This is a genomic window from Haloferax sp. Atlit-48N, from assembly GCF_003383015.2.
In the GTDB taxonomy this organism is placed as follows: Archaea; Halobacteriota; Halobacteria; order Halobacteriales; family Haloferacaceae; genus Haloferax; species Haloferax volcanii.
On the sequence record NZ_CP137689.1, the window covers coordinates 1,394,436 to 1,408,802 of the forward strand.

15 protein-coding genes are annotated in these 14,367 nt (G+C 54.2%); 7 read left to right on the forward strand and 8 right to left on the reverse strand.

Annotated elements, in window-relative coordinates; all coding sequences use genetic code 11:
- Positions 1-226: 226 nt before the first annotated feature.
- On the reverse strand, positions 227-1,471 hold the full coding sequence (locus DEQ67_RS07590) for a LeuA family protein (RefSeq protein WP_206043199.1): 1,245 nt from the start codon (positions 1,469-1,471) through the stop codon (positions 227-229).
- A 358-nt stretch (positions 1,472-1,829) separates the two neighbouring features.
- Between DEQ67_RS07590 and DEQ67_RS07595 the strand changes: the two genes are divergently transcribed.
- The 3 genes from DEQ67_RS07595 to DEQ67_RS07605 all read left to right on the forward strand — a co-directional run bounded on the left by DEQ67_RS07595 (position 1,830) and on the right by DEQ67_RS07605 (position 3,508).
- The gene (locus tag DEQ67_RS07595) at positions 1,830-2,117 is read left to right on the forward strand and encodes a DUF5779 family protein (protein ID WP_004063285.1); all 288 of its coding nucleotides are present in this window, start codon (positions 1,830-1,832) and stop codon (positions 2,115-2,117) included.
- Between the two features lie 168 nt (positions 2,118-2,285).
- Positions 2,286-2,972, forward strand: a complete 687-nt coding sequence (locus tag DEQ67_RS07600; protein WP_115859880.1) for a hypothetical protein — start codon at positions 2,286-2,288, stop codon at positions 2,970-2,972.
- Positions 2,972-3,508, forward strand: a complete 537-nt coding sequence (locus DEQ67_RS07605; RefSeq protein ID WP_115859878.1) for a hypothetical protein — start codon at positions 2,972-2,974, stop codon at positions 3,506-3,508. Before DEQ67_RS07600 ends, DEQ67_RS07605 begins: the two co-directional genes overlap by 1 nt.
- A gap of 63 nt (positions 3,509-3,571) precedes the next feature.
- On the opposite strand, the gene DEQ67_RS07610 is transcribed toward DEQ67_RS07605, so the two are convergent.
- Positions 3,572-3,784, reverse strand: coding sequence for a ribbon-helix-helix domain-containing protein (locus DEQ67_RS07610; RefSeq protein ID WP_004063282.1), 213 nt, complete (start codon positions 3,782-3,784; stop codon positions 3,572-3,574).
- Positions 3,785-3,919: 135 nt separating this feature from the next.
- On the opposite strand from DEQ67_RS07610, the gene DEQ67_RS07615 reads away from it, so the two are divergent.
- Entirely contained in the window at positions 3,920-4,246 is a 327-nt protein-coding gene (locus DEQ67_RS07615; RefSeq protein ID WP_004063281.1) for a hypothetical protein, read from the forward strand.
- 51 nt (positions 4,247-4,297) lie between these two features.
- On the opposite strand, the gene aglJ is transcribed toward DEQ67_RS07615, so the two are convergent.
- The 5 genes from aglJ to DEQ67_RS07640 all read right to left on the reverse strand — a co-directional run bounded on the left by aglJ (position 4,298) and on the right by DEQ67_RS07640 (position 9,923).
- Positions 4,298-5,209 (reverse strand): S-layer glycoprotein N-glycosyltransferase AglJ, encoded by a 912-nt coding sequence (aglJ, locus tag DEQ67_RS07620; protein ID WP_049896072.1) that lies wholly within the window; start codon positions 5,207-5,209, stop codon positions 4,298-4,300.
- 382 nt (positions 5,210-5,591) lie between these two features.
- Positions 5,592-6,239 carry an FkbM family methyltransferase gene (locus tag DEQ67_RS07625; protein WP_223173899.1) on the reverse strand — a complete coding sequence of 216 codons (648 nt, stop codon included), beginning with the start codon at positions 6,237-6,239 and terminating at the stop codon, positions 5,592-5,594.
- Between the two features lie 174 nt (positions 6,240-6,413).
- Complete coding sequence (gene aglQ, locus DEQ67_RS07630) at positions 6,414-7,529, reverse strand: glycoprotein pentasaccharide biosynthesis putative isomerase AglQ (RefSeq protein ID WP_115859874.1); 1,116 nt, start codon at positions 7,527-7,529, stop codon at positions 6,414-6,416.
- A complete protein-coding gene (locus DEQ67_RS07635; protein ID WP_115859872.1) occupies positions 7,526-8,440 on the reverse strand; it encodes a glycosyltransferase in 915 nt (304 codons plus the stop codon). The genes aglQ and DEQ67_RS07635 overlap by 4 nt, the downstream gene beginning before the upstream one ends.
- 52 nt (positions 8,441-8,492) lie before the next feature.
- The gene (locus DEQ67_RS07640; RefSeq protein ID WP_115859870.1) at positions 8,493-9,923 is read right to left on the reverse strand and encodes a polysaccharide biosynthesis C-terminal domain-containing protein; all 1,431 of its coding nucleotides are present in this window, start codon (positions 9,921-9,923) and stop codon (positions 8,493-8,495) included.
- Positions 9,924-10,090: 167 nt separating this feature from the next.
- On the opposite strand from DEQ67_RS07640, the gene DEQ67_RS07645 reads away from it, so the two are divergent.
- From DEQ67_RS07645 to aglI, 3 genes are all read left to right on the forward strand, one after another.
- Positions 10,091-11,467 (forward strand): DolP-mannose mannosyltransferase, encoded by a 1,377-nt coding sequence (locus DEQ67_RS07645; protein ID WP_223173900.1) that lies wholly within the window; start codon positions 10,091-10,093, stop codon positions 11,465-11,467.
- A 168-nt stretch (positions 11,468-11,635) separates the two neighbouring features.
- Positions 11,636-12,367 carry a UTP--glucose-1-phosphate uridylyltransferase AglF gene (gene aglF, locus DEQ67_RS07650; RefSeq protein WP_115859868.1) on the forward strand — a complete coding sequence of 244 codons (732 nt, stop codon included), beginning with the start codon at positions 11,636-11,638 and terminating at the stop codon, positions 12,365-12,367.
- Positions 12,368-12,415: 48 nt separating this feature from the next.
- Positions 12,416-13,303, forward strand: coding sequence for a glycosyltransferase AglI (aglI, locus tag DEQ67_RS07655; protein ID WP_115859866.1), 888 nt, complete (start codon positions 12,416-12,418; stop codon positions 13,301-13,303).
- An 8-nt stretch (positions 13,304-13,311) separates the two neighbouring features.
- Here aglI and aglG read toward each other — a convergent pair whose 3' ends face one another.
- Positions 13,312-14,253, reverse strand: a complete 942-nt coding sequence (aglG, locus tag DEQ67_RS07660) for a glucosyl-dolichyl phosphate glucuronosyltransferase (protein WP_004063273.1) — start codon at positions 14,251-14,253, stop codon at positions 13,312-13,314.
- Positions 14,254-14,367: the final 114 nt, after the last annotated feature.

Sequence of the window (14,367 nt, forward strand, 5' to 3'; positions counted from 1 at the left end):
GGGGCTATGCCCCTACAATAATGAGCGACCGAATCGCAGCGACGGCGGCGGCGCTGGCCCCGGCGTCCGGGGTCGCGCGAACCGCGTGTTCGTCGTGCGAGGTCATCGTATGCAACACGTCCGTCCCGTCGGTAATAATGTTTTCGCGGCGGGCAACGATTGCACGCCGGTCGGGAGGTCGGACGCGTGCAGGGCGGTCGCCCCGTAGGGCCACAGCCCGGCGCCATCAGGCCCGGACCTCCTCCTCCGTGTCGTCCTCGTGGGTGATACCCACGTCGCGGGCGAACACCTCGAGCGTCGAATCGTCGACGCGTTCTTTCTCCGCGCCGTGGTCTTTGACGCGGCGGGTGACCTCCCGGACCTCGGCGTCCGAGGGGTCGAACCCGATGTCTGCGAGGCGCTTTCGCACCGAGTGCGTCCCCGTGTGCTTGCCGAGTACGAACTCGCGGGTCGCGCCGACCATCTCCGGGGTCATGACGCCCGGTTCGAACGTGTCGGCGTTCTCGATGACGCCGGCGGCGTGGATGCCGCTCTCGTGAGAGAAGGCGTTGCGGCCGACGACCGGCTTGTTCGCCGGGACCGGGATGTCGGACGCCGCCTCGACGACGCGAGCCAGCTCGGTTATCTTCGTCGTGTCGATGCCGGTGTCGACGCCGTAGAGGGATTCGGCCGCCATGACGACCTCCTCGTAGGCGGCGTTGCCGGCGCGCTCGCCGATGCCGTTGACCGACACCTGCGCCTGTGCCGCGCCGGCCTCGAAGCCGGCCATCGCGTTCGCCGACGCCAGACCGAAATCGTCGTGCGCGTGCACGTCGATTCTCGCGTCGGTGTGTTCCCTGACCGTCGCCACCATGCGGGCGAAGCGAGTCGGCGTCGCCACGCCGCAGGTGTCCGGCAGGTTGATCCAATCGACGCCCGCCTCGGAGACGGCTTCGACGACTTCGATGAGGAAGTCCTCGTCCGTCCGGGTGGCGTCCATCGGTGAGAACATTACTTCAACGCCCGCGTCGCGGACGTGTTCGACACTGCGGACGGCCCGCTCGACGGCTTCCTCGCGGGAAGCGTGCATCGAGTCGGCCAACTGGACGTCGCTGGTGCTCACGAACGTGTGCACCATGTCCACGCCGGAATCCAGCGCGGCTTCGATATCCTTGTCGACGACGCGGGCCAACCCGCACGTCGTCGCGTCCGTCGAAGCAGCGATATCTGCGACTGCTTCGAACTCCGCCTCCGAGTTCACCGGGAACCCGGCCTCGATGACGTGGGTACCCATGTCGTCGAGGGTCTCGGCGATGTCGCGCTTTTCCTCGTAACTGAACGAGGTTCGCGGTGACTGTTCGCCGTCGCGGAGTGTCGTGTCGAAGATTCGTACGTCTTCGATTTCAGATTGTTGGGCTAATGTGCCCTGGAAGAACTCGACCCGCCGGGGAACCCGACGAATCCTCCGTGTCTTTGTGAGACATCGTGTCAGTCACGTGCCCGAACTCCTATTTAAACGTTTCTCCCCGACAGTATCACGAACGTTCAGTGGGTGTTACGTGACAACCTCTCTCGGGGGTAATCGCAGTACCTAAACGGCCTTATATGATTTCATGACATATATTGACTTGATATGTGAGCTCACCGTTCGATAGCCACGGAACGATAATACAACTAAATAGAGTTTAGAAACAAAATTTAGCACCCGGTGCGCGCACCGACGACTGGACAAACGTGGATCGAAACGCGACTGTCGTGTGAACCGTGATAACAATGCTCGCTTTGCGCACTCGGAGGCGAACGCATGCCCCGACCGAACCCTTTTCTCGTCGCTCGACAACCGGGCGGGTATGGGCGATTTCAATCTCAACTTGCAGACGGCCGAAGAACACCTCGACGAGGACGACGCCGAGGGTGACGTCGTCCTCGGCGTCCTCGACGGCTCGACCCCGCCGGAGGAGTGGGTCCAGTCCGTCGCCCGCGGCAACGTCCTCTTTCTCGCCATCGAGGGCGACCTCAACAAGCTCGCGTCGGGCTTCGCACGCGATATCAAGGATATGGACGGCCAGTTGATGCACTTCCGGAAGTTCCTCGTCGTCTCCCCGCCCGGCGTCGATATCAACACCGACAACCTCTGACCGGGCGGCCCGTGTTGCGGTCGTCGCGGCCGGCCAGCAATCGGCAATCGGCAATCGGCTACCGGCTACCAGCGACTGACGACCGGCGACCGGCGAGGAGCGGCACGAGAACCGGGCGCATCAGCCGCGGGGAGAGTCCTTATGCGCCGCGCGCCCCAGCATACTGGCATGCCGATGAAAGGTCAGGGCACGTCCGACCTCCGCGAAATCGACCGATGGGACCACGGCGTCGGCTGGCTCGCACACCCCGACGAGACCATGCAGCGCGCCAGCCACGCCGTCGAAATCGACGGCGACGTGTGGGTGTTCGACCCCGTCGATGCCCACGGCGTCGACGACCTGTTCGCCGAGTTCGGCGACGTGGCCGGCGTCGTCGTCGGACTCGACCGGCACAAACGCGACGCGGCCGCCATCGCTAACCGCCACGAGGTCCCCGTCTACGTCGCCTCGTGGATGACCGACGTGGCCGACGACCTCGACGCGCCCGTCGAGCGCTTCGGCGCCGACCTCGCTGATTCCGGCTTCGAGGCGTTTCGCATCATCGACCGCGCCGTCCCGCCGTGGCAGGAAGTCGGCTTCTATCACGACGCGTACGACCTGCTCGTCGTCCCCGAGTCGGTCGGCACCGTCGACTACTTCTGCGCCCGCGGCGAGCACCTCGGCGTCCACCCGATGGTCCGGCCGTTCCCGCCGCGGCGCGTGCTCTCCCGGTACGACCCCGACCGACTGCTCGTCGGCCACGGCGCGGGCGTGCCGGTGGACGCGGGCGACGAACTCCGGACCGCCCTCGGGAACGCCCGCCGAAACCTCCCGAGCGCCTACGTCCGGGCGTTCTCCTCGATGCTCTCGAACTGATGCCCGACGAGACGGCCGACGACGACGAGAATCCACTGGACGCGGAGGCGACACCCGAGCGCACGACCGAAGGAGAGACCGCCGAACCCCGACCGAGCGAGACCGCCGAACCCGAGCGCCGACGAGTTCACGTCACGCGCGGACTCGTCGACCTGCTGCTCGATATGGCCGAAGACGCCGAGCCGTCGTCGGTGAACCTCGTGCTCGCTCCGACACCCGCGGGCGAGTTCGACGCGGACCTCGGCCTCGACCCTGAGACGCCCGTGCTCACACACTTCTACATGGCCGAGGCCGGCCAGTCCGTGAGCGCCGTCTTCGGGATGGACCTCGGAACGCCCGCCGGGCGCGGCCGCGCCCGCTTTCTCACGCACCCGCAGGGGCCGTTCGAACTCACGGAGCGCGACGACCTCGCGGCCGTGGTGCTCCTCGCGGTCCCCCCGTGGGAGCGGCGGACGCTCGCCGCGTTCGACCGCGCCGGTCGGAAGTTAGAACTCGCCGTCCTCGACGCCGAGCCACCGCAGGAAGAACTCGACTGAGCCGACCGCGTTCCGCTGCCCGGCGCTGCCGGCCCGCGCGCGGCGGCCGCTCGCCTCGGTCGACTACCGCAGGTAGCCGAGGTCGGTCAGTTGCTCCGCGATTTCTTGGAACTCCGCCTCCGAGAGATCGCCGCCGGAGCGCTCGTGCTGGATGACGATGCTGCGCAGGAGGAACCGGACGAGATCGCTCGTGCTCGAGAAGGTGGTTCCTTCGATGGTGTCGTCGACGCGAGCGGCCAACTCCTTCGGAATCGAGACCGTCGTGTACTCGGTCATGGGTCGACCGTGGCACCGGGCGAGGTTAACCCCAACGGTGGCGACCGGGACCGTCCGGCGCGGTTTCCCGGCGTTCACTGGCGATTTCGCCGGAGGTCGGGGGTTTTTCCATGCGGGGCGTACTATACACGTTCGATGGCCGCGAGACCGCCGCAGAACGATACGTCGGAGCCGGACTCAATCGAATTCGGTATCGCCGCGCTCGCCGATGACGTCGACACCGCAGACATCGACTACCCGGCAGACGCGACCGAGATCACACGGGCGCTCGACGACGTTTCCGTGCCGATTGACGCCGCGGGCAATACGGTCGCGATAAGCGACGCCCTCGCCGCCGCGCCGAAAGACCGATTCGACTCTCGCCGGGACCTCTTGGAGACGCTTCACCCGGTGTTCGAGGAGTTCCGCGCGAAGGCCTCGAAGAGCCTGATGGGTCGGCTTCGTTCGCTCGTCCCGTTCTGAAGGCGGTCTCGGTTGGCGTCCTCCAGTCCCGACGGCCCGGTTCGAACCGACTCACTCCAGTTCTTCGATTCGTTTCATCTGCTCGCGGTGTAGCGAGAGGATGAGATCCGACAGCACGCCGAACATCAGCAGTTGTACCCCGAAGAGAATACCTGCCATAGAGACGACGGCGATGACCTCGTGGGAAATCGAGCGAACGACCCACTCGTAGGCGACGTACAGGGCGAGCCCGAGCCCGGTCGCGGTCGACGCAAACCCGACGCTGCCGAAGTAGAAAAGCGGGTTGTTGGTCTTGGCGCGGCGATACAGTTCCAGGAAGATGATACCACCGTCGCGGATCGGGTCGAGATTCGTATCCGAGCCGTCGGGCCGCGGGTAGTAGGTCGTGGGCACGACCGTCGTCTTGATACCACGCTTCGCGCACTCGACGGCCATCTCCGTCTCGATGCCGAAGCCGTCGGAAGTGAGCGTCATGTCGAGAAACGACTCGCGGGTGAACGCCCGGTAGCCGCTGAGGATATCACGAAAGTCCTGACCGTGAATAAACGCGAACGCCCGGTTGATGATGCGGTTTCCGACTCTGTTGAGCCGCGTCATCGCGCCCGGCCGCATATCGGCGAATCGGTCGCCGATGACGTGGTCGTACCCCTCGGTGAGCGGGTCGAGCATCTTGGTGGCGTCTGTCGCTTCGTAGGTCCCGTCGCCATCGAGCATCAGGACGTACGGCGCTTGAATGTGGTCTTCAACGGCTTCTCTGACAGCCTGGCCTTTTCCGGACCCCGACTGGACGACGACATGAGCACCGGCGTCTTCGGCGAGTTCCCGTGTCCCATCTGTGGAGCCGCCGTCGATGACGAGGACGTTGGCGAATCCCTCATCTCGGTAATCTGAGATGACATCAGCGATTGTTTCCGCCTCGTTGTAGGTGGGGATGAGGATACAGACGGCATCGGGGGTGGGCATTAGTCTCGATATGATTGTGCTGAATAAAATAGTCTATCGTTTGGTCCACACAGTTGGTGATAATCAAATGTGGACTGATATTAGTCTATCAACTCACGGTGAGATACAATCAGATTGTCCCATTGACAACTATAATTATCAGACTACAACCTCTCGATTTGGACTGCACTATCGGTTGATTACGTTGAGCAGAGGCATCATTGAAACAGACATCCTACTATCCTTCTCTCAAAATATGGTTGACTGTTCTATAATTCGTACGTAGGCAGTTACACAACAGTCCACGAAAGACTCACATCAGCGCGCAACACAATAACATACAACAACTGTGCCGAGACTTAGACAAACGCCGATTGAGGGAGTCACTAACTAGATAGTGTATTTAATCATTTTGTCTGCGACCAATAACAAAATCCTCATCGCGATTTAATTTGGTAATCTCTGTGGAGAGTTTTGCCTCGGAGAGTAGTTTTGTCACGTCTTTCGGGTCAACACCAGCGTGAATCTCAACTATTACAAAGTTAACTGACTGCAATGCATTGGTCATACCTTTCAGAACCTCTAATTCGTGACCCTCAACGTCAACTTTCACAACATTTGGTTTCGGAACCTCTCCACTCTCAACTAACTCATCTCCAGAGATTGTTTTGATAGTCATAGATCCTTCAGTCGATACTTTGTGTGTCCCGTTCGCTGCAATTGGGGAGGGCTCGAATGAGATATCCCCAGAAGAACTAGATAATCCATATCTCAGTGGTATAACCGTTCCTGGAGCACGGTCCGAATTTTCTGTTAGACGATCAAACGTGTCTGGGTTTGGTTCGAAGGCGAACACATTGGCTTTTGTGGAGCAGATACATGCGTGAGTCCCAATATTGGAACCAACATCCCACAGAACATCGTCTTCTTCAGCCTCCTCAAGGAGCAACCGAATAACATCTTGCTCTCCTCGAAGATCCCTGATCCTCCAGATTTCTTCCACACTTTGAACAGTAAACCTGGCAGCATATCCACCAACTTCGGCAATCATTGGGGACCTGATGGCACCTGTCTTGAGTGCAATCCAGTCGCGAAGACGCGCCACTTTTTTAACTATTGTCATATATTTAAGATGAAGACTGATTGTCTCTGGTCTGTATACCTGTCGTACATCCTCAAATATTAAATCTGCGAGTCATTTGTCAATAGTTCGTCTTCTTTGTTGTTAGTCAAGATATATCTCGTAGTCATCTAATCGGGTTGCTTCGTATAACCGTGCAGCATGGGTCTGTTTATCATCAGTTCCTCTCGTTAGCAAGCTGGCATTGGGGTCAAAAGAGTGCTGTATCTGTTCATTTACCCACATCTCTCGTTCCTTATATGAACCCACGCTAAATGTCTCCATCGCCGCAGGCACTTCGAAACCAGGAGGATTGTATGGATGCGAGAACTTGTTATCCGTAGTCGCTTCTCGAAACTCCTCGGAGAGAGTATACTCAAGGATATCCGAGAGCAGGTCAGTACTCCAGACCGAATGAGACGGAAATTCTCTTGCGAGTATTGCAAGAGCATAGAGGTTAAACGAATGGTAGCCCTCAGCTTTGTTCCTCAGACGTCGTTTGCTTCTGGGTGGTCGGAGATAATGAAGGAGATGGTTTCGAACCATACTACGGTGGACATCATGAGTCACTGACTCAGCGAGTTCGCTCAGATCCATAGATGGTCGAAGAGGATGTCTGATCAGTCCGTTTTCGTATATATCGATAGTTGAAGGAAGACTATCTAAAAAGTCACGAACACGTTGAGAAACCTCCTGGGGAGCAGTATGTGCAACAAGTCCTCCAGAGGCCGCAAACCAAAGCTGATGGTTGAACGTACGGTCAAAACCTAATATTGTCCCATCGGTATCAACACGTTGCCACAATTTGAGCTTGTCACAGAATGGGTGTGATAAGAACACATCTGCGGCGACAGCAGCAGCACGTTCGTTGTCAAGTGCTCTAGCTGCAAGCGCAAGGGCCTCAAGTGACCATGCCTGTCCCATCAGGCCATTGCATCGGTCCTTCGTATCGTTTTGTCTGTGTTCAAACGTATGGCCATGTGGTCGTGCCTCTTCACTCAATAGATAAGAAACCGCATCTGAAGCAGCTTGTCTAAATCTATTTTCATCCGTAAGTTCGTGGGCCTTCAGAAATGTTACTAACCAGTGAGACGTGTTTCGAACAGGTGTTTCAGGATCATGGTACGGGCCGTTGTGTCCTGCTGGCATTGAACCATCTGATCGCTGGAGTGAGAGTCCAGCCTCTGCACTGGAGGCAAGAATGTCAGAAAGAGAGGTCATTGTTCCTCCGATCTTAGGATATAAGAAAGACGGCCAGCATTCTCTGCGAGCCGACAACACCACGCAACCACAAGTATTCTGACGAACATTGCTTTCGTCACTGTCTGTCCAGTCCGTCGTAAATCTTGGGAGAGATAGTGTGGAGGTTTCGGGAGAAAGCCAACGAGAATCCACAATGCCAACGCAAATACTCGCCTCAGAGAAATTCTGTCTAACATCCACACCTGTATCTGACCTTTGCCAACTCTGAATTGCTTCTTCAACAGTTCTCCGAACGGTCGAGCAGGATGACAACCAATCGCGTCGTGTGCGAAAGTTAATGAATACCCTGCGTCTGTAGCTCTCTTCGTCCAGTGGACATCACCACCAGAGATAAGATGGTTTGGAAACGGACCAACGTCCTCAACGACATCCTGTCTAACAAAGAGATTTACCGTCTTCGCCACGTTTCGTTTAGATATGCTCTCTTTCATTTGCATATTAGTAAACGAGTCGTACCGCTCAGCTGCGGTTCCTCCATTTGGATACGTGAATTCCACGTTACCTCCAACGAGGTCTACTCCTGTACCGGAGATTGTAGACACGCCGCGTTCAAGCCACTGTTGGTGTGGAGAACAATCCCCATCTAAAAAAGCAAGAATAGCGCCGCTAGACTGCTCAATACCAGTATTTCGGGCAGCATAAGACCCTTGTTGTTCATCCTCAATCAGAATTTCGAGATTGTCGTAAGCAGTGCTAAACTGACGAGCGATCTCTTTCGTACCATCCTGTGATCCATTATCTACGACGAGTACTTCATACTTTGACTTGGGGTACGTCTGTGATGTTACCGCATTGAGGCATTTTTGAATATTTTCAGCCTCATTATAGACTGGAATGATGACAGATACAAACGGTAGAGCCGAAGTCATTAGTAGTAGGTGATAGTATCCCAAGCGAAAGTACTTGCGACCTAGTCATACCTCAACCAAGACTTTCAGATAGCAACTGTTGAACTCGTTCTCGAAAGTTCGACGAGAGGCTAAGAAGGACAAAGCCGTACGTAGTGGCTCCAGCAAGGACGTATAGGACAACTTCTATCGGTTGACCAATTGGCCGGTAGTTGAGAATTGTGAAGAGTACAACAGCCATCGCTCCCGCACTCACAAACTGGCTTCCGATAGCAGATACTGGGGGCAGTGTTTGAACGGCCTTCGGTAGTGCACGGACAGCGAGTATGCTACCTAGAGTCATTGAAAGGAGGGTAGCGATAGCCGCGCCAATCACACCGAACATCGGTATCAACGATACGTTAAGTATAATATTAGTCGTGATGAAGATAACTCCTATTCTAAATGTCCTGTCAGGTAGATCTAAAGCATTGAGTGCTTGCATTACTAGCGTCTCGTAGCACTCAACAAGTCGTACGACAGAGAGGAATACTAACACAGATACAGCAACACCAACAGAGGAGACTGACGGACCATACAATGCAAGGACGTCACCTCCTACAAGAACTGAACCCACTAATCCAGGAATAGCAAGTACACCAGCCACTGAAAGCCCACGGGTGAGAATCCGACGAACTTTATTTAATTTGTCAGTATCTCTTAGAGAACTAATTGTTGGGAATGTCGATTTACTGATAGCTGTTGGGAGGAGAACGAATAATGCCGAGATCCGCCATGCTACTTCGTAGATACCGACCAACGATGTTGAGACAAAAAAGCCGAGAATTATGGTATCTAACCAAGAATATGACATCCGTTTCAAATTATCTAACCATCCATACCGTGCCCAGGAATAGAGGCTTATTGCAGCACTCCGTGTGGGAGACACAAATGAAATATTGAGTGAATATACACCAAAAATACCGATGACAATGCTAGAGGTAATCTCTCCATAGAAAAGTGCATCTACACCCACGCCTGTGTAGACAAGAGCCAACTTCACAAGTGAAGATAGGATTCCCCAAAGAGCTTCGTAGAGACTAGACATCTCGACTCGGTTCTCACCTCGAAGCCCTCCTAAGACTAGCCGGAACGAAACGTTCGAGACGAACATACCACCCACCAGTTGTGTACCGCTGTAATCAAGGTACTGTTCAACGAAGGGAGAGTAACCCAAAAGGGCGAGAAGTCCAACTAGTATGATTGCTCCCGTGAGGACAGACGCGGTGGTGAAATACTCGCTTGGGGAAATGTCGTCACTTTCGTTCATTCGTGTTATTACCGCACCACGGATACCAACAGCCGGAATAGACGCCCATTTCACCAAAGCTGCAGAGAGCGCAAAAATCCCGAAGGCACCAACGCCGAGTTCATTGATCACGTAGATTGTGATAATTGCTCCAACGAATGTCTGCGTAACGTTGGCCCCGAACTGCAGCGCAGAAGCGCGTGCTAATTTGGCCATAGAGTAGTTGTGACTTTGCAATTGATAAATTATAGTTTCTAGCAGAGATCTAGTTAATCACCTGAGTTAGCACTCGTCTGTTGAGCGTGCTTGCAGTTTCGCAGTGCAGGAATCAAGTAACAGGGGAAACAGCAGAGTTATTCTATGTTGCTAATAGAGAGCCAAGTATGATGAAACGATTAGCAAAAGCAGCATTCAGTCAAAATTCATTGACTGCCCCGATAGTCTCTACATTTGTTTATCTTATTTCTGTTGTACGTGTTGTTCTCAATGGAAATTGGCCAGTCACCTCATCAGATACAGCAATGTTTCAGCATATAGGATGGATGGTTTTCAGTGGAAAGAGATATTACATCGATGCATGGGACCCAAAACCACCACTGACACTCGAGCTTGCGACAATCATCGCTTATATCTCTAATGGGGATCCGCATCTTCAACACACTCTATCTGTCGTAAGTACAATAGTAGCAGGGATCTTGCTAACATATTTAATCTCCCACATCACCTCAGAAATCACTGGGAATCAGTTCGCGGGTCTACTTAGTGGCATTGTTTTTATTACATTCCCAGTTATTCATTATTCACCAGTCTTTGGGTATGAGCCAAAATATTTTGTTTTTCTTTTCGGACTAGGAAGTATTTATCTTTCCAGAAACCCGAAACCAATACTATCTGGGGCCGCAGCAGCAGCGTCAGCAGGCATGTGGCAATTTGCGATTATATTCCCAATCATATCATTCGGGATTATTTCACGGCAAAAAAGCAAAGATCTGATTCTCAAATATGTTTTTGGGGCCACAATTATTGCTTTTATTTCTCTTCTCCCAATTTATCTACAGGGTGGGCTAGTTGCAATGACTGTTGAAGTGATAATTGCCCCGTTGTATGCAGGTGAGACACAATCATTCTTATATCGGTTGGTAAAAGGAGTCACTCATCTAAAATTAATGATCCCGATAGCACTTCTTGGAATGGCCGGTATATTACTAGGCTTTCTAGACGACATTCGAGAAAGGTGGTGGGTCGTAGGGCTTTTGCTGTGGTTCTGTATCCAAATATTCATCTTGGATTACGATGGTGCAGACGATTTATTTCTTGGGATTATTCTAGTTTCGATGGGTATCGGATTTGCATTCGAAAAACTATCAACCAAGTATGAGTCTGAGAGAATTAATTCGATAGTAACAGCCGTTGTCGTTTGCATGTTGATTTGGCAGGTAGTGACCTTGGGTGGCGTTGGCGTCATTACGAACCCATACTCTTACTCAGGGGATGGCCCCGATCAAGCCATTCTCGAAAGTGGGATTCAACAGTTTGCTCATTTGTCTGGATACACAGAATACACAATAGGTGGATCACCCCCAGATGAACAATACAATGTCAAATCCAGGTATGGTCCAGACAAGATAGAAGAATTGTTCTTTACATCAACAATCCCCTCGACATGTCATTACAGACTTAGTGGGATGGAACTTGAATGGATGAATCTAACAGAACAGTCATTCACAGAGGAAAAGTGTGGAAAATGGAGGTTACCTTGATAACCGCAGGACACCAACCCAAATTGGCCATATATTAACTTATACTTTTCTTGTGAACAACCGGTATAGGGTGGACAACTATCGCAAAGGAGACGTTAAACTCAAAGCCTATCACCAGTCTTTATATCCAACTCATTTTATATACTTGGCCTCGATGACTCTCTTACTATGCAAGCTGTTGTCCTCGCCGCCGGTAAAGGAACCCGTCTTCGACCACTCACTGAAGACAAGCCGAAAGGAATGGTCGAGGTCGACGGAAAACCGATTCTCACCCACTGCTTTGACCAACTCGTCGACCTCGGTGCGGAGAAACTTGTCGTCGTTGTCGGCTACAAGAAGGAGATCATCATTCAACACTACGACGACGAATATCGTGGCGTCCCCATTACCTACGCGCATCAACGTGAGCAGAAAGGTCTAGCACACGCCCTCCTCACCGTCGAAGACCACATTGACGAGGACTTCATGCTGATGCTTGGCGACAACATCTTCAACGCCAACCTCGGCGACGTCGTCAAGCGACAGCGAGAGGATCGGGCGGACGCCGCCTTCCTCGTGGAAGAAGTCAACTGGGACGAAGCTTCCCGTTACGGTGTCTGTGTAACCAACGATTACGGTGAAATCACAGAAGTCATCGAGAAGCCCGAAGAACCGCCGTCGAATCTCGTGATGACCGGGTTCTACACGTTCACGCCGGCTATCTTCCACGCGTGTCATCTCGTCCAACCATCGAACCGCGGCGAGTACGAAATTAGTGAGGCAATCGACCTTCTCATCCGCTCTGGGCGAACTATTGACGCGATTCGTATCGACGGGTGGCGGCTGGATATCGGCTACCCAGAAGACCGTGACGAAGCAGAACAACGACTACAAGAGGAAACGACACAGGCGACCGAGTAGACGTCTAATCACGTGTGCTTTTTATTAGTGGGAGTAAACCTGATTTCAATGGCTGATTCTCCGTTTCCTTGTGTTTCTGTAATCGTTCCAGTTTATAACGACCCCACAGGTATACGTGACACACTGACTGCGCTGACCAAACAGACGTACCCGACGGAGAGAGTAAACATACTCCCCATCGACAACGGGTCGACAGACGAGACGCGCGACGTGATTCGTCAGTTCGAACGCGAGCACGAGAACGTCACACTCGTCGTCGAAGACGAAATCCAGGGGTCGTACGCGGCCCGAAACGCTGGCATAGAACAGGCGACGGGGGAGATATTTGCGTTCGTCGACGCCGACATGTACATGGACGAGTCGTGGCTCGAAACGGCGGTTGACGCGATGGACGAGGCAGCGTACGTCGGGTGCGACGTCGAACTGGTTACCAATGGGGAAGACACGCTCGCAGCAAGGTTTGACGCACAGACCGCCTTTCCCATAGCGCAGTATATTCGTCAGCAGCAGTACGCCCCGACGTGCGGGCTCCTCGTCAGTCGGGAGGTCGTCGACGATGTCGGTCCGTTCGACGAGCGTCTCGTGTCGGGCGGTGACTCGGAGTTCGGCAGTCGAGTCGCAAACGCCGGGTACAGGCAAGCGTTTGCACCGGCGGCGACACTGTACCACCCAGTTCGAGATTCGTTCTCGTCGCTGGTGAAAAAAGAACTTCGCGTCGGCCGCGGCTTGTGTCAGCGGCAAGAGTACTACGCCGAGCGGTTCGGCCGTCCCGGGATTCCGCCACGTCCGAGTGGCGTGAAATCGCCCGATGAGGAGTCGTCCGGTCTCGATTTCGAGCGACTGCTCTTCGGCGTTCTCTCGGTAGTGATGACAGGAGTTCGCGCCCTCGGGTATTATCGTGAGTACGTCCGATACGTTCGCGGGAACACCCGCTGAAACGCCAACTAATTATTCGTCTTCTCCACGAGGTTCGGCGTCAACAGACCGTAGACGTATCCAAATCCAACCGCCGCAGTGAAAACGAAGATAGCGATCAATTGTTGGACCTGCGCCAGCGACGGGTCTTCGACGAGATTCTTGAGTCGGTCAACAACGTAGACGAGCATCAAGTCCTTCAGATACGCGTTTTTATCGTCTGACGCTTGTGGATACAACAAGTCCATCACGCGCTTCGAGTAGCCCTGCCAGAACGAACGAAAGACGAGCCAGTCAAACTCAGTTCGATATTCGAAGAGTTTGTGATTCACGCGCGCTTGTTTGTTATAGATGACGCGCTCGCCCGTCTGTTCGTAGATACGAATGCAGACGGGTGCTTCGTGCGCCTGGACGTGTTTGTCTCCTTTTCGACCGGTGTTCGTGTCGTAGCCGCCCACTTCGAGAAAAACGTCGCGCTTGAAGGAGATGTTCGAGCCGTAGGTGTTCCGAACCTCCTCCATGTGCTCGCCGAACCCACGTTCGTCACACCCGACGAGCCAGTAGAATTCTTCTGGAAAGAACTCTGGTTTGCGAGCGACCCAGTCGGGGACGACGGTACCGCCGACAGCGACCGCATCCGGATTGTTTTCATAGGTGTCGACGAGCGTCTCAATCCAATCGGGTTCTGCCGTTGCGTCGTCATCAATCATCGCGACGACGTCGCCGGTTCCGAGCTCAGCACCTTTGGTCCGACTGTACGAGATACCGCGGTTCTCGTCGTTACAGTGCAGAACGACATCGTCGATGTCACCGAAGTCGTCTTGCACGCGGTCGAACACCTCTTCGTTTCCATCGACAACGATGACGAGTTCGAGGGGTTCGTAGGTCTGTGCGAGGACACTCTCGACGGTCTCGGAGAATGACTCGTACCGTTCCATCGAGTACGTACAGACCACGACGGAGACTTTCATAAGTCGGAGTTACCGAGGAGTCCCGAATAAGCATTGTCCTTCGATTTGTAACTAGCTATTTCTACCGACACAGACTATCACAAGGCTTATGAACGGCTTGGCGGTTGTTGGTCA